At 72.1% G+C, this 19,672-nt stretch carries 16 protein-coding genes; 8 read left to right on the forward strand and 8 right to left on the reverse strand.

Features of this window, described 5'->3' with window-relative positions; genetic code table 11:
• Positions 1–574: 574 nt before the first annotated feature.
• Positions 575–1,513 carry a tRNA pseudouridine(38-40) synthase TruA gene (gene truA, locus M3B01_RS08470; protein WP_259791149.1) on the reverse strand — a complete coding sequence of 313 codons (939 nt, stop codon included), beginning with the start codon at positions 1,511–1,513 and terminating at the stop codon, positions 575–577.
• Positions 1,514–1,553: 40 nt separating this feature from the next.
• On the opposite strand from truA, the gene purD reads away from it, so the two are divergent.
• Entirely contained in the window at positions 1,554–2,855 is a 1,302-nt protein-coding gene (purD, locus tag M3B01_RS08475) for a phosphoribosylamine--glycine ligase (RefSeq protein ID WP_259791152.1), read from the forward strand.
• A complete protein-coding gene (locus tag M3B01_RS08480) occupies positions 2,852–3,772 on the forward strand; it encodes a phosphoribosylaminoimidazolesuccinocarboxamide synthase (RefSeq protein ID WP_259791154.1) in 921 nt (306 codons plus the stop codon). The genes purD and M3B01_RS08480 overlap by 4 nt, the downstream gene beginning before the upstream one ends.
• A gap of 3 nt (positions 3,773–3,775) precedes the next feature.
• Here the strand turns inward: M3B01_RS08480 and pcm are convergent, their stop codons facing one another.
• Positions 3,776–4,354: a protein-L-isoaspartate O-methyltransferase gene (gene pcm, locus M3B01_RS08485; protein ID WP_259791155.1), complete on the reverse strand. Its 579-nt coding sequence runs from the start codon at positions 4,352–4,354 to the stop codon at positions 3,776–3,778.
• A gap of 38 nt (positions 4,355–4,392) precedes the next feature.
• A complete protein-coding gene (locus M3B01_RS08490) occupies positions 4,393–5,166 on the reverse strand; it encodes an MBL fold metallo-hydrolase (protein ID WP_259791157.1) in 774 nt (257 codons plus the stop codon).
• Between the two features lie 150 nt (positions 5,167–5,316).
• Between M3B01_RS08490 and purS the strand changes: the two genes are divergently transcribed.
• A complete protein-coding gene (gene purS / locus M3B01_RS08495; protein ID WP_193864462.1) occupies positions 5,317–5,613 on the forward strand; it encodes a phosphoribosylformylglycinamidine synthase subunit PurS in 297 nt (98 codons plus the stop codon).
• A complete protein-coding gene (purQ, locus tag M3B01_RS08500; protein ID WP_193864461.1) occupies positions 5,613–6,338 on the forward strand; it encodes a phosphoribosylformylglycinamidine synthase subunit PurQ in 726 nt (241 codons plus the stop codon). The genes purS and purQ overlap by 1 nt, the downstream gene beginning before the upstream one ends.
• A 299-nt stretch (positions 6,339–6,637) precedes the next feature.
• Here purQ and M3B01_RS08505 read toward each other — a convergent pair whose 3' ends face one another.
• Entirely contained in the window at positions 6,638–7,990 is a 1,353-nt protein-coding gene (locus tag M3B01_RS08505; RefSeq protein WP_259791158.1) for a class I SAM-dependent methyltransferase, read from the reverse strand.
• A 56-nt stretch (positions 7,991–8,046) separates the two neighbouring features.
• On the opposite strand from M3B01_RS08505, the gene M3B01_RS08510 reads away from it, so the two are divergent.
• Positions 8,047–9,000 carry a nucleoside hydrolase gene (locus M3B01_RS08510; protein WP_259791159.1) on the forward strand — a complete coding sequence of 318 codons (954 nt, stop codon included), beginning with the start codon at positions 8,047–8,049 and terminating at the stop codon, positions 8,998–9,000.
• A gap of 63 nt (positions 9,001–9,063) precedes the next feature.
• Here M3B01_RS08510 and M3B01_RS08515 read toward each other — a convergent pair whose 3' ends face one another.
• The 3 genes from M3B01_RS08515 to M3B01_RS08525 all read right to left on the reverse strand — a co-directional run bounded on the left by M3B01_RS08515 (position 9,064) and on the right by M3B01_RS08525 (position 12,843).
• Positions 9,064–10,014, reverse strand: coding sequence for a MaoC/PaaZ C-terminal domain-containing protein (locus M3B01_RS08515; RefSeq protein ID WP_259791170.1), 951 nt, complete (start codon positions 10,012–10,014; stop codon positions 9,064–9,066).
• A gap of 5 nt (positions 10,015–10,019) precedes the next feature.
• Positions 10,020–11,360: a 3-oxoacyl-ACP reductase gene (locus M3B01_RS08520; RefSeq protein ID WP_259791162.1), complete on the reverse strand. Its 1,341-nt coding sequence runs from the start codon at positions 11,358–11,360 to the stop codon at positions 10,020–10,022.
• Between the two features lie 88 nt (positions 11,361–11,448).
• Positions 11,449–12,843 (reverse strand): acetyl-CoA C-acetyltransferase, encoded by a 1,395-nt coding sequence (locus tag M3B01_RS08525; RefSeq protein WP_396123352.1) that lies wholly within the window; start codon positions 12,841–12,843, stop codon positions 11,449–11,451.
• A gap of 100 nt (positions 12,844–12,943) precedes the next feature.
• Between M3B01_RS08525 and M3B01_RS08530 the strand changes: the two genes are divergently transcribed.
• The 3 genes from M3B01_RS08530 to purL all read left to right on the forward strand — a co-directional run bounded on the left by M3B01_RS08530 (position 12,944) and on the right by purL (position 18,373).
• The gene (locus tag M3B01_RS08530; protein WP_259791173.1) at positions 12,944–13,561 is read left to right on the forward strand and encodes a TetR/AcrR family transcriptional regulator; all 618 of its coding nucleotides are present in this window, start codon (positions 12,944–12,946) and stop codon (positions 13,559–13,561) included.
• Between the two features lie 98 nt (positions 13,562–13,659).
• Positions 13,660–15,846 (forward strand): acyl-CoA dehydrogenase, encoded by a 2,187-nt coding sequence (locus M3B01_RS08535; RefSeq protein ID WP_259791175.1) that lies wholly within the window; start codon positions 13,660–13,662, stop codon positions 15,844–15,846.
• 190 nt (positions 15,847–16,036) lie between these two features.
• Entirely contained in the window at positions 16,037–18,373 is a 2,337-nt protein-coding gene (gene purL / locus M3B01_RS08540) for a phosphoribosylformylglycinamidine synthase subunit PurL (RefSeq protein ID WP_259791165.1), read from the forward strand.
• Between the two features lie 106 nt (positions 18,374–18,479).
• On the opposite strand, the gene M3B01_RS08545 is transcribed toward purL, so the two are convergent.
• Positions 18,480–19,433, reverse strand: a complete 954-nt coding sequence (locus M3B01_RS08545; protein WP_259791167.1) for a polysaccharide pyruvyl transferase family protein — start codon at positions 19,431–19,433, stop codon at positions 18,480–18,482.
• Between the last annotated feature and the right edge of the window lie 239 nt (positions 19,434–19,672).

Consider the following 19,672-nt stretch of genomic DNA (forward strand, 5'->3'; position numbering starts at 1 on the left):
CGGCTCGCGGGGCGTGCAGCATCAACTGCAGCAGCCGCCCAGCCCCGGCCAGGGCCACCAGGACCGTGGCAGCGGCACTGGTGGCATGAAGGGGCCACGACCATGGCGAATGGTCAGCGCCGCCGATGAAGTAGGTATCGGCCAAGGACATCCCAGCCCCGAAGCTCGCTGCGAAGTACGCCGGAGTCCCCGCGGCCAGCAGCACCAAATACCCCAAGGCCAGCGTGGAGACCGGTGTGAGGGTTCAGCACCAGGATCTGCACCACGGCGAGCGTCGCGTACGCGAGAACCAGCGAGGTCCCGACGAGGACCACGGCCACGCTGCCACGCGCAGCCCCACCGCTGCGGCGGGCCTCCCTCGCCGTGGCGGCCATCGCGTCCTCATCCGTCCGTCCTGCGTTCATGCCGCCCCCTCTGGTCCGGACCCTGGGACGGGTCCTCCGCGGAAAGGCTAGGCCGGAGGGGCGGGCAGCTGACGGGTGCGCACCGGACCTGACCAGCAGCTGCACCGTTCCTTCACCCATGCCTGTCGCCCGCTGCGCTGACTCCTGCTGGGGTCTGGTCACAGCGAGCTCTACCCCCGCAGCACCCGCGCGGCACGCGCCTGCGCGGCGAGGTCCGCCTCGGCCGGGTACTCGACCCCCTCGAGGGTGAGCCCCTGGGGTGGGCACAGCGGCGCGGACCCGGCACTGGTGCGGGTGGAGGACTGCCGGGTGCGGGCTGCGAGAACCTGCGCGGGCCAGTCCTCCCCTTTGCGTCCCTCCCCTACGGCCAGCAGCGTGCCCACCAGGGAGCGCACCATGTGGTGACAGAAGGCGTCGGCGACCACAGTGGCGACCACCAGGCCCTCGTCGGCTCTCCCTGGCTCGGGGCGCTCCCAGTCCAGCTGCTCGAGGGTGCGGATGGTGGTGGCTCCCTCTCGCGGCTTGCAGAAGGACAGGAAGTCGTGCTCACCCAGCAGGGCGCGGGAGGCGCGCGCCATCGCCTCGACGTCGAGGGGCCAGCGGTGGCGCAGCACGTCGCGACGCAGCGGGTCGTGCACCGTGGGGCCGTCGGAGATGCGGTACCGGTAGCGGCGGCGGAGCGCCCCGAACCGGGCATCGAACTCCGCAGGGACCTCCCGGGCGGCGTGGACCACCACGTCGGCGGGCAGCAGGCCAGCCAACCGGGTGACCAGGGCGTCGGCCGGAGCGCGGTCGGAGCGGCCGGGGATCGTGGCGAGCACGGGGCCGGGAAGGTCCAGGTGGCACACCTGCCCGCGCGCATGGACACCCGCGTCGGTGCGCCCGGCGACGGTCACCTGCACGGGCACGCGGGCGATGCGGGACAGGGCCTGCTCCAGCTCACCCTGCACGGTGCGCTGACCGGGCTGGGCGGCCCAGCCGTGGAAGTCGGTGCCGTCGTAGGAGAGGTCCAGGCGCAGGCGGGTGAGCTGAGGGACTCGGGAGGCCTCTGGCGCGCCGGCTTCCCGGGGAGCGTCCGGTGCGGGATCGGCGGGCTGATCGACGGACATGGTGCCGATCGTATCGGCGGCGCTCGGTACGCTGGCCCGCGTGAAGATCCTCGTCATCGGCTCCGGCGGCCGCGAGCACGCGATCATCCGCCGCCTCAGCGCCGACTCCCCCGCCCCTGACCTCCACGCCGCCCCCGGCAACCCCGGCATCGAGGCCCTGGCCACCTGCCACGACATCGCCGTCGGCGATCTTGACGGCCAGGTCGAGCTGGCACGCCGGCTGGAGGTGGACCTGGTGGTGGTCGGTCCCGAGGCACCGCTGGTGGCGGGTGTCGCCGATCGGCTGCGGGCGGCCGGCATCGCCGTGTTCGGCCCGTCGGCGGCGGCTGCCGCCCTGGAGGGCTCGAAGTCCTTCGCCAAGGAGGTGATGGCCTCCGCGGGCGTGCCCACCGCCGCCTCGGTCACCGCCTCCGACGAGGACGCACTGGTGGCGGGCCTGGACCGGGTGAACCCGCTGGGCGATGTGCCGTTCGTGGTCAAGGCCGACGGGCTCGCGGCCGGCAAGGGCGTGGTGGTCACCCCGGATCGCGAGGCGGCCCTCGCCCACGGCCGTTCCGTGATCGGTGCGGGCGGCTCGGTGGTGCTCGAGGAATACCTGGACGGCCCCGAGGTGTCCCTGTTCTGCGTGTGCGACGGCGAGAGGGTGGTGCCGCTGGCCGCGGCCCAGGACTTCAAGCGCGCCCTGGACGGCGACCAGGGCCCCAACACCGGCGGCATGGGCGCCTATTCTCCGCTGCCGTGGGCCCCCGAGGGTCTCGTGGATGAGGTGGTGCGTACCATCGCCCAGCCCACGGTCGAGGAGATGCGCCGGCGCGGAATCCCTTTCGTCGGCATCCTGTACTGCGGTCTCGCCCTGACCACCCGCGGGGTGCGGGTGGTGGAGTTCAATGCCCGCTTCGGCGATCCCGAGACCCAGGTGGTGCTGGAGCGCATGGCCTCGCCCTTGTCCGAGCTGCTGCTGGTAGCGGCGCGCGGCGACCTGCAGCAGGCCCAGGCCCCCCGCTGGCACGACGGCGCGGCCGTCGCGGTGGTGCTGGCCTCCGCCGGTTACCCGGCCGAGGCCCGCCTGGGCGATGAGATCACCGGCATCGAGGAGGCCGAGGCCGCCGGTGCCCACGTGCTGCACGCCGGCACCGGCCGACGCGAGGACGGCACCCTGGTCAGCTGCGGCGGTCGCGTGCTCGCCGTGGTGGGCACCGGGGAGGATCTGCAGGCCGCCCGCGAGCTCGCCATGGCCGGGGTGGAAAGGATCGAGCTGCAGGGGTCCCTGCACCGCACCGACATCGCCCTCCGCGCCGCCGAGTCCGAGCGGAGCGGCGCCGGGGAGGCGGGGCCGGCATGAGCACGCCCCCCACCGACCAGCCGCTGCTGACCGCACCGGTGCTGTCCGGCTGGGACCACGCCGTCGGCGGCAAGGTGCGGGAGCTGTACGTCCCGGCCGGCACCGATCCGGCTGAGGCCACCGAGGTGCTGATGGTGGCCACCGACCGCATCAGCGCGTACGACCACGCCCTGCAGCCGGGGATCCCCGACAAGGGCCGGATCCTCACCGCGATCAGCCTGTTCTGGTTCGAACAGCTGGAGGATCTGGTGCCGAACCATGTGCTGTCGGCGACCGACGTGCCGGCCGAGGTGACCGGGCGCGCCCTGCGCTGCCGCGGCCTGGACATGGTGCCGCTGGAGTGCGTGGCACGCGGGTACCTGACGGGCTCGGGGCTGGCGGACTACCGAGCCACCGGCTCCGTGGGCGGGCACACGCTGCCCGAGGGTCTCACCGAGGCCTCCCGCCTGGAGCCGGCGATCTTCACCCCCGCCACCAAGGCGGAGCTGGGTGACCACGACGAGAACATCACCGTGGATGAGGCCCGGCAGCGCCTGGGCGGCGACCTGGTCGAGGAGCTCGAGCACCTCACCCTCGCCGTCTACGAGCGGGCGCGGTCGATCGCCGCCGAGCGGGGCATCCTGCTGGCCGACACCAAGCTCGAGTTCGGCCACTCCCGCACCGACGGCTCCCTGGTGCTGGGCGACGAGGTGCTCACTCCCGATTCCAGCCGTTTCTGGTCCGCAGCCGGGTACCGCGAGGGCCGCGCCCAGCCCAGCCTGGACAAGCAGTTCGTGCGCGACTGGCTGACCTCGGACACCTCCGGATGGGACCGCGCCGCCGACGCTCCTCCCCCGGCTCTGCCGGCGGAGGTCGTCGAGCAGACGCGGTCCCGGTACGTGGAGGCCTACGAGAGGCTCACCGGTCAGGTGTTCTGAGGCTCAGGTGTCCTCCACCAGTGGCACGAAGCGGAACCGGCCGTGCTGGGTGTCGACTATCCGATCCCCTCGGCGCTCGACCCGGTGCATGACCGTCGCCACGGGGATCACCATCATGCCGCCGTCGGCGAGCTGGTCGATCAGCTGGTGCGGCATGCGTTGCGCCTCTGCCGAGACCAGGATCCGGTCGTAGGGTCCGTCGCCGGGTGCACCGAGCACCCCGGCCTGCGCCTCCCGGATGCTGGCATGGGTCGCCTCACCGAGCGTTGCCTCGAGGGCCTCGCGCGCGGGCCCGATCAGCTCCGGGCGTCGCTCCACGCCGATCACCTCGCCGCAGCCGCCGACGAGATGGGCCAGCAGAGCGGTTGTCCAGCCGGATCCGGCCCCCAGGTCGAGCACCCGGTGCCCCGGTTGCACGTCCAGCAGCCGCAGCATGGTCGCGACGGTGTAGGGCTGGGAGTTCGTCTGGCCGTGGCCGATGGGAAGGGCGCAGTCGATACCGGCGTAGGGGCGCTGCTGCTCGGGCAGGAACGGTTCCCGGGGCACGGCCTCCATCGCGGTCTGCACACGATCCGGTCCCATGGGCGTCTCCTTCGCGTCCTTCCTGCTCGGTGGGCGGATCAGCGCGATCCGAGCTCGACGACCCGCTCGGGCTCCGGCCAGTCGCGCACCTCGGTGCCCTCGGGGGCCAGCTGCGTGGATTGCCGCATGTAGATCGCGCGCCCCTGCTCGCTGGCGACCGCATCGTGCACGGGAAGAGCAAGGCGGGGGCGGACGGCACGCAGGAAGTCGATGGTCTCGGACATCTTCGACCAGGGGGCGACGACCGCGAAGGCGAGGGCGTCGATGCCGTGGAACTCCTGGACGGGTTCGAGGGAGTCGCCGGTGACGCCGAGGCGCTGGCCGCCCCCGGCACTGATCACAAGGCCCGAGTTGCCCACGCGCGGGATGTCCGGGTGGATGATCGCGTGGCGCCCGCCCACGGCGGCGATGCGCAGTGGTTCATGCCCGTCCACGGCGGGGAACTCGTGGCTGCTGCCGGCCGGGAGGGGCACCAGCCGATCACGAGTCACGACGGGGGCCGAATCGCCGTCGCCGGCATCGTCACCGGCGCTGTCATCGCCGCCATCGCTGTCATTGCCGGCGAGCATCTCGGCGGTCTCGGGCTCGGCGATCACCACGGCATCCGGGCTGGCCCGGAGGATCTCGGTCAGCAGCTCGGGGTCCACGTGGTCGGGATGCTGGTGGGTGATGGCCACGACGTCGATCGCGCCGAGCACATCGGCGCCCAGCGACCGCACGCCCTCGGCGCTGAAGCCTCCCGGGTCGATCATCAGGCGTCGGCCCGCGACCTCCACGAGCAGGCACGAGTGGACGAGGTGACGGATCTTCATCGGTTGCCTCCCGGCATCATCGGCACGGTCAGGTGGTCTGTTTCGAATGTAGCCCGCCCCGCGCGGGGCGGGGAGGCCGATCGGTAGGATGAGCTCGCCCCGCCCCGTCGTCCTGCCATCGGGTCGACACCATCCCCCAGGAGATTGCTCATGCCGCGCGTCGTGGTCCACGTCATGCCCAAGCCCGAGATCCTCGATCCGCAGGGGAAGGCCGTCGCCGCGGCGCTGCCCCGTCTGGGCTTCGAGGGGATCGGCTCCGTGCGGCAGGGCAAGCGCTTCGAGCTCGAGGTCGACGGCGAGGTGACCGACGAGGTCCTCGCCTCCCTGCGCGAGGCCGCCTCCACGCTGCTGTCCAACCCTGTCATCGAGGACGTCGTCGCCATCGACGTGGAGGACTCCGGCTCCCTGGAGCGCGCCCTGGACGCCGGGGCGGAGGAGCAGGCCTGATGCGCATCGGTGTGGTGACGTTCCCCGGGACTCTGGACGACCGGGACGCCCTGAGGGCGATCCGCCTGGCCGGCGGTCAGCCCGTCGCGCTGTGGCATGCCGAGGGGGACCTGCTCGATGTCGAGGCCGTGGTCCTGCCCGGCGGGTTCTCCTACGGTGACTACCTGCGGGCCGGTGCGATCAGTCGCTTCGCCCCCGTGATGGAGCGCGTGGTGGACGCCGCGAACGGCGGGATGCCCGTGCTGGGGATCTGCAACGGCTTCCAGATCCTGTGCGAGACCCACCTGCTGCCCGGGGCGATGATCAAGAACGCGCACCGCGCCTTCATCTGCCGTGATCAGCCGCTGCGGATCGAGAACAATCGCACCGCCTGGACCACCGACTACGAGGCGGGTCAGGTGATCCGGATCCCGCTGAAGAACCAGGACGGCCAGTATGTGGCCGATGAGCGCACGCTCGCTGAGCTCGAGGCCGAGCGCCGCGTCGTGTTCCGCTACGCGGAGGGCGCCACCCACGGCCCCGAGGGCTTCGAGGTGAACCCCAACGGCTCCCGCAATGACATCGCCGGCATCACCAATGCCTACGGCAACGTGGTGGGTCTGATGCCGCACCCGGAGCATGCGGTCGAGGCCGGTTTCGGGCCCGACGAGCCCGGTCAGGGCACACGCACCGGCACGGACGGTCTGGGGATCTTCACCTCGGTGCTGCGCAGCCTCGTCGCCTGAGCACCCGCTCCGACGCCGCTCTTCCCACCGCGCGCACGCCCGCGCGTGATCACCCCGTGCGCACCCGATGCTGCCTTTCGTCCGGTCGTGCGGCTCCGCAGATGCCTGCCCCTGTCCCCCGCCGTCTGTCGATCGTGCGGTCAGGCGGCGGTGGGTACTCGATATCGGTGGTGCCGCTCTGGGACCAGGGCGCGGTGTGGTGGGCATCGAGGTGACGGGACTGGTGACAGCCCGGGGAGCAGCAGCCTCCGCCACCAGGGCGGCCTTGCGATCGGGGAGGAACCTCCTCCCCCATGTGCTCAGACCCGGTGGGCCGACAGCACCGTGAAGCGTCGGTCGCGTGCGCGCTGACGGGCAGGCCCCACCCGGCGCTCCAGTTCGGCGCGGTAGCGCAGGTGCGAGTTGTGCACCATCCACAGCTCACCTCCCGGCCGCAGCACCCGGGCGGCGGCGTCGAGCAGGCCATGCACGAGGGTGGCATCGATCGCGGTGCCGTCGTGGAAGGGCGGGTTCAGCAGCACCAGGTCCGCGCTGTGGTCCGCATGGCGCGACAGGGCGTCATCCCACATGACCTCGACCCGGGGCGCGGATGCCGGGCCATCGACGTCGGCACCTCCTGCGGGCGCGGATCCGTCACGAGCGGCCTGGGAAGCGAGTGCATCGAGGGTGGCTCGGGTGGACAGCACTGCATCGAGGTCGTCGTCGCTGGCGATCACCCGGGCGCCCGGCAAGGCCAGCGTGAGGTAGGCCGTGAGCAGGCCGTTGCCGCAGCCCAGATCCACGGCGCAGTATCCCGAGCCCACGGCAGGATCCGCCTGCCCAGTGACGTGAGGACCGGGCAGCGAGCCGTCCGACCGAGTCCCCTCGGTGTCGAACTCCCCCGCAGCCAGTGCCTCATCGAGTGACTGCAGCAGGAGCAGACTGCCGGCGTCGGCGGAGGCTCCGCCGAACACGCCGCCGATGCCCCGCAGGGGCAGCTCGTGGGCCTGTCCCCGGATCGTGATCGCAGCGGTCCCCTCAGCGGGCTGCATGAGATCGGGCCCGGGCCTGGGGCCGGTGGCGATGAGAGCCCGGGACTTGCCCAACCCCAGCGACGCCCGCACCTCGGTGAACACACGGCCCAGCACCTCATTCTGCTGCCGGGTCATGTGCTTGACACGCCCGCCGGCCACCAGCTCCAGATCATCGCGTCCGGACCCGCCCGCGGCGAAGGCGAGACGCCGAGCCCGATCCTCGAGCCCAGCGAGGGACTTGGGCAGACGGCCCAGCGCCAAGTGGGCATCGGCGCTCGAGGCGAACTCCTCCAGCGGCACGGGCTCCAGCGCGGGGTCCGACGTGGGCGCCGCACCGCCCGGTGCCGTCCTCGCACCGCTCGGCACCACCAGGCGCCCATCAGCGATCTCACGGGTGAACTGCTCGGCGATCTCGCGAGCACGCGCACAGGAGGAGGACCAGGAGAACACGCGCGCATCCTCGTGCTCGGCGAGCGCCTGGAGGGAATGCGCGGTGAGGGCGCCTGTGGCGTCGTCGACGACGATCACGTCGCAGGGGCAGCCCGGCCCGCCGGCCTCGGACTCGGCCGTGCGCAGGACGACCCGGTCGGTCTGATCGGCAGTGGGCGCTCCGGAGCCGTCGGGGGTGGACGCAGTCATGGCGTCGAGTCTAGGCGGGATCCGCGAACCATCTCGGTGGCCCGTACGCTGGGTGGATGCGAATGCCCCTGCTGCTGGACTGCGACACCGGGATCGACGACGCCTTCGCGCTCACCTATCTGGCCTGCCGCCCCGAGGTCGAGATCACAGGGATCGTCTCCACCGCCGGCAACGTGCCCACCGAGGCGGTGCTGGGCAACAACCTGGTGCTGGCACAGCTGTTGGGCATCGACGCGCCCGTGGCCCGCGGCGCTCGGACGCCGCTGGTCCAGGAGCTGATGACAGCGGAGGACACCCACGGCCCGACGGGTCTCGGCCACGCCCGGCTGCCGGCACCGACACGGCAGGCCGACGATCGCTCGGGCGCGCAGCTGTGGGTCGATGCCGCCCGGACGCATCCCGGACAGCTGGTGGGCCTGGTGCTGGGCCCGCACACCAACCTGGCACTGGCCCTGGAGATCGAACCGGAGCTGCCCCGGCTGCTGAAGCGGCTGCACGTGATGGGCGGGGCGATCAACCATCGCGGCAACACCGGCGCCACCTCGGAGTGGAACGTCGCTGTCGATCCGGAAGCCGCCCAGCGCGTGCTGATCGCCTTCAGCGCGGCGCCCGCCAGGCCGGTGCTGGCAGGACTGAATACCACCGAGGCGGTGCGGTTCCGGCAGCCCGAGCTGGATGCGGTGCGCGCGCTCGGCGATCATCCGGTGGTGCCGATCCTCGCCGAGGCCCTGCAGTTCTACTTCGAGTTCCATCAGGCCGACGGTTTCGGCTGGTCCGCCCACGTGCACGACCCGCTGGTGGCCGCGCACGCCGTGACCGGTCGCTTCCTGGAGACCACGCCGCTGCCGGTGGACGTCGAGCTGACCGGCACCCTCACCCGGGGGCAGACGGTCGCCGACCCCCTGGGCCGCTGGGGCCGGGAGCCGAACGTCGATGCGGCCACCTCGGCCGATGCTCCCGCGTTCATCGCCCACCTGTGGGAGACGCTGCGCAGCGGGCTCAGCACGTAGGCAGCCGCCAGCAGCGGTCAGGCCGAGGGCGGCGCCACGCACTGAGGCGGCGCAGGGACCCGGTCAGCCCAGCTGCTGGATCTCCACCTCGAAGCAGCGCCGTGGGGCCTTCTCCCCCTTCGCCGGGCGCCAGCCCACGCAGCGGGTGGTGCCGCTGTCGCGGTCCTCGTCGTACGCCACCAGCACGGACCCCGGCAGGGTGACGGGCGCATCGAAGGAGACGTCCCAGCGCAGCGGCCGGGAGAGATCCACCCGGGCCTCGGTGAAGGCCCGGGACGCGGTGTACATGCCGTGCGCGATCGCCCTGGGGAAGCCGAAGGCCTTGGCCGACAGGCCCGACATGTGGATCGGGTTCACGTCACCGGAGACCTCGGCGTAGCGCCGGCCCGTGTCGGCCGGGAGGCTCCAGCGGGCGGTGGGCCGCGGCGGCGCGAAGTCGCGATGGTCCGATCGCTGGTCAGAGGAGCCCGCAGGGGATCCGGCCGCAGAGCTCGGGGACGAACTCGACGACGAGCCGGACGAGCTCGTGCCCTTGGCCAGGTAGGTCGAGACGTCGGTGGCGATGATCTCCCCGTCCTGCGCGAGGATCGTGGAGACCGCCTCGAAGGTGTGGCCCTTGCGGTGCGGGCGCAGCTCGCGCACGCGGCACTCCACATCCACCAGCTCCCCCACCGCCACCGGACGGTGCTGGAGCACGGAGTTGCGCAGGTGCACCAGGCCCAGCAGCGGGAAGGGGAAGTCCCCGCGCGCCATCAGCGCTAGCGAGATCGGGAAGGCGAGCACGTGCAGCACACCGGGGTGCACGTTCTCGGTGGCGGGCCCGCCCATGAGGTGGTCGAAGTCGGCGGCGCGGTCGGCGTCGATGCGCACCTTGCGCACGCGGTAGGCGGTGCCCGGCAGGCGCTTCTCTGGCGACGTCCGGGGGGCATCGCCCCGCCGGGGCAGTAGGGCTGCGGCGTACACCGCGGGGAAGGAGGGGACGTCGGTGAGGTCCTTGATCCGCTCGTCGCTCATCGCTGTCACCGCCCCACGATGTTCTGGCCGCACACCCGCAGGGTCTGCCCCTGGATGCCGCCGGCCTCCGCCGAGGACAGGAAGGAGATCGCCTCGGCCACGTCCGCGGGCAGGCCGCCCTGCTGCAGGGAGTTCACGCGGCGGGCGATCTCTCGGTTCAGCGCGGGCATGCGGGCGGTCATCTCGGTCTCGATGAAGCCGGGGGCGACGGCGTTGGCGGTGCCACCGGCATCGGCGAGACGCGAGGACAGCGCATCCACGAAGGCCATCACGCCCGCCTTGGAGGCGGCGTAGTTGGTCTGCCCGCGGTTGCCGGCGATGCCGCTGGTGGAGGCCAGGGAGACCACGCGCGGCTGATCGCCCAGCGCGTCCCCGGCCTCCAGCAGCGCCTCCATGAGGGAGAGCTGGCTGGTGATGTTCACGGCGATCACCGGGTCCCAGCGGTCCGGGGTCATGTTGGCGAACATCTTGTCGCGGGTGATGCCGGCGTTCAGCACCACCACGTCCAGGGTTAGCGCCTTCTCCCGCAGGAACTTCACCAGGCGCCGGCCGGCGCCGTCGGAGGTGACGTCCAGCTGCAGCGGCACGGCGCGCAGCTCGTTGGCCAGGCGTGCCAGTTCGGTGCCGGCGGCCGGGACGTCCAGCACCACCAGCTGTGCGCCGTCGGCCGCGAGGGTGCGGGCGATGGCCGCACCGATGCCGCGGGCGGCGCCGGTGACCAGGGCGGTGCGCCCGGCCAGGGGCTGCTGCAGGTCCTCGGTGAGGGTGCCGGCCTCGCTGGCGACCTCCAGGAACTGGCCGGTCACGAAGGCGCTGCGGGCGGAGAGGAAGAACCGCAGTGCGCCGATCACGGCCGGGGCGTCCAGGGCCACGCCGTCGGCGGCGAGGATGCCGTTGGCGGTGGCCCCGCCGCGCATCTCGTGGGCGAGGGAGCGCACGAAGCCCTCCACTGCCCCGCGGGTGGCGTCACGGGAGGGATCCTCGCCGGTGGCGGGCCGGGAGATGGTGACCACGCGCGCGCCGGGCGCGAGGCTTCGCATGGCGCCCGAGAGGGGCAGCAGGATCGGTCCCAGCTGGTCGGGGGCGGAGACCTCGTCCAGCACCGCGATCACGGAGCCCACGCGAGGCAGCTCCTCGAAGCGGCGACGCACGTCGGTCCCCCAGGACAGCATCAGGCGGGCCACCTGGTCGGCGCCGACCGAGTCGCCGAGCACCACCACCGGGCCGAGCACCGGTTCGGGGCGGTCCTCGCGTCGCAGCAGGCGGGCGGGGCGGGGAAGGCCGGTGCGCTTGGCGATCAGGGCACCGGGGGCGGAGCGGACGAAGCGGGTGTAGGCATCAGCCATGGGGTCCTCCCGGAAGAACGGTGTAGGGGGCGGGGGCGGCCCCGGAGGGCTGCCGCGCCGCGGTCGGCGGAGGGTCGGGGGCGACGGATCAGGAGGTGACGGACTCGAGCAGGGCCACGGAGCCCTGGCCGGCCGCGGCGCACACGGAGATCAGGCCCCGCTGGGGACGACCCGTCTCCAGGGCGCGCTGGTGCAGCAGCTTGGCGAGGGTGGCGACGATGCGCCCGCCGGTGGCTGCGAAGGGGTGGCCGGCGGCCAGCGAGGAGCCGGTCACGTTCAGGCGGTCGCGGTCGATGCTGCCTAGCGCGCTGTCGCGGCCCAGCTTGTGGCGGCAGAACTCCTCGGACTCCCAGGCGGCCAGGGTGGCCAGCACGGTGGAGGCGAAGGCCTCGTGGATCTCGTACAGGTCCACGTCCTGCAGGGTCATCCCGTTGGCATCGAGCAGCTCTGGCACCGCGTAGGCGGGGGCCATCAGCAGGCCCTCCTCGCCGTGCACGAAGTCGACCGCGCTGATGCGGGCATCGACCACCCTGGCCAGCGGGGTGAGGTCGTGCTCGGCGGCCCACTCGGCGCTGCCGAGCAGCACGGCGGAGGCACCGTCGCTGAGGGGGGTGGAGTTGCCGGCGGTCATCGTCGGCTCGGCGACCTGCGGGGACTTCACCCCGAAGACGGGCTTGAGGGAGGCCAGCTTCTCCATGCTGGAATCGGCGCGCAGGTTCTGGTCCCTGCCCAGGCCGCGGTAGCCGGTGACCAGGTCGTCCAGGAACCCGGCCTCGTAGGCGGCGGCAAGCTTCTGGTGGGAGGCAAGGGCGAGCTCGTCCTGCGCCTGACGGGTGATGCCCCACTCGGCGGCGGTCAGGGCCATGTGCTCTCCCATGGACAGGCCCGTGCGGGGCTCGCTGTTGCGCGGGGGCACCGGTGCCAGGTCTCCGGGGCGGATCGCGCCGAGCGCCTTGATGCGCTGCAGCGGCGTCTTGGCGGCGAAGGCACGGTGCAGGGTGCGACGCAGGCGCGGGGTCACCTCGATCGGGGAGTCGGAGGCGGAATCGACGCCGCAGGCGATCGCGGAGTCGATCTGACCCAGCTGGATGCGGTTGGAGACGTGGACCACGGACTCCAGGCCCGTGGCACAGGCGCGGCCCATGTCGATCGCGGGGGTGCGGGCATCCAGCGGCGTGCCCAGGGCGCTCTCGCGTGTGAGGTTGAGATCCGCGGCGAGCTTCAGCACCGCACCACCGGCGATCTCGCCGAGCTTCTCGCCCTGCAGGCCGAACCGGGCCACGAGGCCCTCGAGGGCGGCGGTGAGCAGGTCCTGGTTGGAGATCCCGGCGTAGGGGCCACCGGCGCGGGCGAAGGGGATGCGGTTGCCGCCGAGGATCAGGGCGTCGCGCGGGACCGCCCGGGAGCTGTCTGCCTCGTGGGCTGCGGCGGCGGTGGCGGGGCGGGACTCTGTCACGGGGGCACCTCTTCGTGGTCTGTGCATGGTCGTTCATGTGTGGTCGAAGAGCTCGATCGCGGAGCTCGTCCGACAGGGACTTTACATGGAACCGTCGGTACTTGATACCGTAGGTCCCGTGAACGCGATGATGCAAGCCCCCGTCGACGGGCGCTCCGCCCGTTGGGCTCAGCACCGTGAGCAGCGCCGTGCCGAACTGCTGGACGTGGCCCGGCGTCTCATCCACGCCCAGGGGCCCGACGTCACCATGGAGGAGATCGCCACGGCCTCGGGCACCTCGAAGTCGATCGTCTATCGCTACTTCACCGACAAGGCCCAGCTGCAGCGGGCCCTGGGACGCAGCATCCTGTCCACCATGCACCGTCGGCTCGTCGCTGAGCTGACGGCGCTCGAGACCGGATCGGGGCGCAGGCCCGAACCGGCGGAGCGCATCCGCGCCATGATCCGCGCCTACGTCGAGACGGCGCAGCGCTCCCCTGGCGTGTACCGCTTCGTCACCCGTCCCAGCGACGGGCTGAACCACTTCCTGGAATCCGTCTCCCGTCTGGTCACCACCTTCCTCCCCGCGGAGGTCCCCTCCCCCGAGTTGTGGGCGCACGGAGCCGTGGGCTTCGTCGAGCGCTCGGTGGACCGGTGGATGGCGCAGCACGAGACATCGACCGACGACGAACGGCCCGCACCGATCACCTCGGACGCCCTCGTCGACCACCTCGTCACCTGGCTCATGAAGGGAATGCAGGCATGACCTCCACCACCGACCGCCCCGATCCGATCACCGCCCCCCAGAACGCCGAGGGCAGCGGGGGTGACGAAGCGGCCGTCGCGGACCAGACCCCCGCGCTGATGCCCACCCCTGCCGGCGCGGACACCGCCACCGTCGAGGACGCCCCCGAGCAGACCCCGTCCGCAGCCGCACGGGCAGCAGCCGAGCCCGCCGGGACCCCCACCGGGCCGATCCCCGTGGTTCCCGACGGCAGCGCGCGGCTCGACGTCGAGGCCGTCTCCCGTGCCCTGAAAGGACGCTGGGCGGACTCCCGTGACGAGGCCCGTGAGCGTGCCACCCGCCCCGAGCTGCACAAGCCCTACGACGTCTCCGTGGCCGAGCACCGCGCACGGGTGCTGGAGCAGCTGCACCTGCTGGTGGCCGACGAGACCTCCCACAAGATGCTCCCCGAGCACCTGGGAGGCCCCAACGACAACGGCGGCAACGTGGCCGCCTTCGAGGAGCTGGTGGTCGCCGACCCGTCCATGCAGATCAAGGCCGGCGTGCAGTGGGGGTTGTTCACCGCGGCCATCATCCAGCTGGGTGATGAGGAGCAGCACCATCGCTGGGTGCCCGACGCCATGAGCCTTCAGATCCCCGGCGCCTTCGCCATGACCGAGATCGGCCACGGCTCCGACGTGCAGTCCCTGGCCACCACCGCCACCTACGACGCGGACACCGAGGAGTGGGTGATCCACACCCCCTTCCGGGCCGCCTGGAAGGACTACCTGGGCAACGCGGCCCTGCACGCCCGGGCCGCCACCGTGTTCGCCCGCCTCATCACGCAGGGAGTGGACCACGGGGTCCACTGCTTCTACGTGCCGATCCGCGACGAGAACGGCGAGCTGCTGCCCGGCATCTCCTCCGAGGACGACGGCCCCAAGGGCGGGCTCAACGGCATCGACAACGGGCGCCTGGCCTTCGACCAGGTGCGGGTGCCGCGCACCAACCTGCTGAACCGCTACGGGGACGTGGCGCCTGACGGCACCTACTCCTCCCCCATCGAGTCCCCCGGCCGGCGCTTCTTCACCATGCTGGGCACCCTGGTGCAGGGTCGCGTCTCCCTGGACGGCGCCGCGAACCGGGCCACGCAGCTGGCGCTGCACATCGCGATCACCTACGCGACCCAGCGCCGCCAGTTCACCGCTGCCGATCCCACGCGGGAGATGGTGCTGCTGGACTACCAGAGCCATCTGCACCGCCTGATGCCCAAGCTGGCCGCCACCTACGCCGGGGCCTTCGCCCACGAGCAGCTGCTGCAGGCCTTCGACGACGTGTTCTCCGGACGCGGCGACACCCCCGAGGCCCGTGAGGACCTCGAGACCATGGCCGCCGCCCTCAAACCCACCTCCACGCGACTGGCCCTGGACACCATCCAGGAGTGCCGGGAGGCTTGCGGCGGCGCCGGGTTCATGGCCGAGAACCAGCTGGTGGGCCTGCACCAGGACCTCGACGTGTACGCCACCTTCGAGGGCGACAACACGGTGCTGCTGCAGCTGGTGGCCAAGCGCCTGCTGAGCGACTACACCTCGGAGCTGAAGAACATCGACCGCGCCGGGATCGGCCGGTTCATCGCTCAACGGGCCGAGGTGCTGGCCCGCCGTCACACCCCCTGGACCCGCCTGGCGCAGGACCTCAGCGACCTGGGCAGCCCCAAGCGGGCGTTCGACTCGATGCGCAGCGCCGACTTCCAGGAGGAGATGCTGGCCTCCCGGGCCCGGGTGAAGGTGGAGGAGGTGGCGCTGTCGCTGCGCCCCGCCGCCCGCATGAGCCCGGCCGATGCCGCAGCGCACGTCAACAAGCACCAGGTGGAGATGCTGGCCGCGGCCCGCGCCCACGCCGAGCTGGTGCAGTGGCGGGCCTTCACCACCGGCATCGAGGCGATCGAGGACGAAGACTCCCGCACCGTGCTGACCGATGTGCGTGACCTGTTCGGGCTGGACCGCATCAACGCCGACCTGGCCTGGTTCCTGCTCAACGGACTGATCTCCGCTCAGCGCGGGCGCCAGATCACCTCCGATCTGCGCCGGCTGCTGTGGCGCCTGCGCCCGCACGCCCTGGATCTGATCGCGGCCTTCGACGTGCGGCCCGGCCACGTGCGCGCGCCCATCGCGCTGGGTGGGGAGCAGGAGCGCCAGGACGAGGCCGCCGCCTACCACCGCGCCCAGCGGGCCAGCACCAGCGCCCCGGTCAGCGAGAAGGTGCTGCGCGAACGGGCGAAGAAGGAGCAGCAGGCGGCCAGGAAGCGCCAGGGCGCAGGGCGCTGATCGAGCCCGGCACTGATCGGCGTCACCGCTGACGGATCGGCCGCGCCGGGGTGCTCCCGGTGCGGCCGATCGTTCGTCACTGCCGCCGAACCCCGGGCGGCGGGGCACCGCGGATGCGTCCGATCGTAGACTGGGGGCGCCGCGCCAGGACCCGCCGGCGCCCCTCGTGATGAACGGACCCGACCCCGCGATGACCGCTGCGAACTCCTCCACCCCCGCCGATCCCGCACCGGGGGCCCCCGGGCAGACCGACACCGTCGAGCACGCCGCGTCGACCCCCGATCTGGAGCTGCCCTACGCCGAACTCGGCCTGAAGGACGACGAGTACGCGCGGATCCGCGAGATCCTGGGGCGGCGCCCCACCGCTGCCGAGCTCGCCATGTACTCGGTAATGTGGTCCGAGCACTGCTCCTACAAGTCCTCCAAGAAGCACCTGCGACGCTTCGGCGAGCGCACCACCGAGCAGATGCGGGAGCACCTGCTGGTGGGCATGGGCGAGAACGCCGGCGTCGTGGACATCGGCGACGGCTGGGCGGTGACCTTCAAGGTCGAGTCCCACAACCACCCCAGCTACGTCGAGCCCCACCAGGGTGCGGCGACCGGCGTGGGCGGCATCGTGCGCGACATCATCTCCATGGGTGCTCGCCCCGTCGCGGTGATGGACCAGCTGCGCTTCGGCGCCATCGATCACCCCGACACCGCCCGGGTGGTCCACGGCGTGGTGGCCGGCATCGGTGGGTACGGCAACTCGCTGGGCCTGCCCAACATCGGCGGTGAGACCGTCTTCGACCCCACGTACCAGACGAACCCGCTGGTCAACGCCCTGTGCCTGGGCGTGCTGCGGCACGAGGACATCCACCTGGCCTCCGCCACGGGACCGGGGAACAAGGTGGTGCTGTTCGGCGCCCGCACCGGCGGCGACGGCATCGGCGGTGCCTCGATCCTGGCCTCGGAGACCTTCGAGGAGGACGGCCCGGCCAAGCGCCCCAGCGTGCAGGTGGGCGACCCATTCATGGAGAAGCTGCTGATCGAGTGCTGCCTGGAGCTGTTCGCCGCGGGTGCGGTGGAGGGGATCCAGGACCTGGGCGCGGCCGGCATCTCCTGCGCCACCAGCGAGCTCGCCGCCAACGGTGGATCCGGCATGCGGATCGACCTGGAGAACGTGCTGCTGCGGGATCCCACCCTGAACGCCGGGGAGATCCTGATGAGCGAGTCCCAGGAGCGGATGATGGCCGTGGTGAGGCCGGAGATGCTCGATGACTTCACCGCCATCTGCGCCCGCTGGGACGTGGAGATGTCCGTGATCGGCGAGGTCACCGGCGATGGACGCCTGGTGATCGACCACCACGGCCAGCGGATCGTGGACGTGGACCCGGCCACCGTCGCGGTGGACTCCCCCGTCTACGACCGTCCCTACGCCCGTCCCGACTGGCAGGACGCCCTGCAGGCCGACCGTGCCGAGACGCTCGAGCGGCCTCGGGATGCCGCGGGCATCGCGGAGCAGCTGCGCGCGCTGATCTCCTCCCCCAACCTGGCCTCCGCCGCCTGGGTCACCGACCAGTACGACCGCTACGTGGGCGGCAACACTGCCCTGGCCATGCCGGACGACGCCGGTGTGGTGCGGGTGGATGAGTCCACCGGGCGCGGCGTGGCCCTGGCCACCGACGCCAACGGGCGCTATTGCGAACTCGACCCCCGCGCCGGGGCGCAGCTGGCCCTCGCTGAGGCGTACCGCAATGTGGCCACCGTGGGTGCCGAGCCGCTCGCGGTCACCGACTGCCTGAACTTCGGCTCCCCGGAGGATCCGGGCCCCATGTGGCAGTTGGTCGAGGCGATCGAGGGGCTCTCCGAGGCCTGCCAGGTGCTCGGCGTGCCCGTGACCGGTGGCAACGTCTCTCTGTACAACTCCACCGGCGAGCCCGGCGTGCAGGGCTCCGCGATCCACCCCACCCCCGTGGTGGGCGTGCTCGGCGTGCTCGAGGACGTCGCCCGTCGCACCCCCTCCGGTTGGCGCGAGCAGGGCCAGGCGGTGCTGCTGCTGGGGACCACTCGCGAGGAGCTCTCGGGCTCCGCCTGGGCCAACGTGATCCACGACCACCTCGGCGGCCTGCCGCCCGCGGTGGACCTCGAGGCGGAGCGGGCACTGGCCCAGGTGTTGATCGGCGCGGCCCGGGACGAACTCGCGGCGGCGGCGCACGACCTGTCCGAGGGCGGGCTCGCGCAGGCACTGGCGGAGTCCTGCACCCGCTTCGGCGTGGGCGCAAGGATCACCCTTGCTGAACTGTGCCAGCGCGACGGCCTCGACCTGGCCACCGCGCTGTTCTCGGAGTCCCAGGCCCGGGCGCTGGTCGCGGTCCCCACCGAGCACGAGGGGCGACTGACGGCCCTCGCGGCCGAGCACGGCGTGCCGGTGCTGCGCCTGGGCACCACCGGGGGCACTGCGCTCGAGGTCGACGGCGTGGGCTCCTTCGCCGTGGGCGAGCTGCGGGACCTGCGCGAGGGCACTTTGCCGCGCTACTTCGGCTGACGTGACACTGATGCCCGGTGCGAGCCTCTGCGGCGCGCACCGGGCGTTGTCGTGCTCCGGAGCCTGCTCCGCGGGGGCTCCCGCAGCGACCGGGGGCGCAGTCGGATCAGCGCCGAAGTGGGTACAGGGCCCGTGCCTCGGCGAGCTTCGCCGTGAGCGGCCTGCGGAACCTGCCCGGTGCCCGCATCCTGCGCAGGGCGCCGATCGTCGAGTCCTCCGCGGCCGTGACCGTCCAGTGCGAGCCGAGCTCGGCGATGGAGCGGTGCTTGATGTCGTAGTAGCCGGTGTCCCCCACCAGCGCGACGCCCCGGGCTCCGTGGAGCGAGGCCATCAGATGGTGGTGGAAGCGTGTGCTGATCCACAGCTGGTGGGGCCCCATCTCGAGGCCGGTGCGCCACATGCCGCCGAAGGGGGTGAAGCCGTCCTCCGCCACCACATCAGACAGCGCCGCGAAGCCGGGATGGTCCGTTCCCGGGATCGCCTCGACGTAGCGCACGCGCTCACGCGGGATCCCGAGCGCCCGGACTGCCTCCCGTGCATAGGCGACGTTGCGCTCGAAGGCTCCTGTGTCCTGGAGATCGTCCTGGATGCACACCACCACCTCCTCCACGTCCCCGGAGGTACGGCGGCGGGGCCGAGGAGCGGAGCCCGCGCAGAGATACCCGTCGTCATAGCCCCGTTCGATGCCCAGGTGCTCGGCGCTCGGCACGTCGCGGACAGAGACGTGGTCGAAGCCGTCGAAGGAGGCGGGGCCAGCCGGCATGAGCCCCTGCCCGGTGGCCAGCAGCCGTGCCCCGGAGTGTTCGGCCACGGCGCGCAGCGCATCGAGGACGAGCGCATTGTCGGCCCATCGGCGGTTCTGCCAGCCGCCTCCGAGCACGTGCACGGTGTCCGCCTCGCGCAGGTCCTCCAGCAGCAGGTCGAAGTGCGGGGTGCCGAGATCGCGCACCAGCTCTCCGATCGTCCGCTGCTCGTAGCGGAGCACCGCATCAAGGGCCCGGAACACCGCGTCGGTGGCCACCAGGTGCGGGTGCATCCCGGCGAAGAGAGCCCCGGTCATGCCGGGGAACCGCGTGTCCAGATGCACCTCGGCGTGCGGCCTGTGCTGCGCCAGGAAACGCAGCCACCGAGACGTCACGGAAGTGACGGGGCATGAAACGGTTCCGCCCGTTCTCATGCGCCGCGACACCTTCGTCGAAGGCCTGGACGACTTGACATCGCCCCCGGCACCGGTCACGATCCGACAAAGTCGCGAGACGCTCATCTCTCGCCCGTCGGCCCCCTCGAACGAGCCACCCG

This window comes from Brachybacterium sp. p3-SID957 (genome assembly GCF_025144775.1).
Lineage (GTDB): Bacteria > Actinomycetota > Actinomycetes > Actinomycetales > Dermabacteraceae > Brachybacterium > Brachybacterium epidermidis.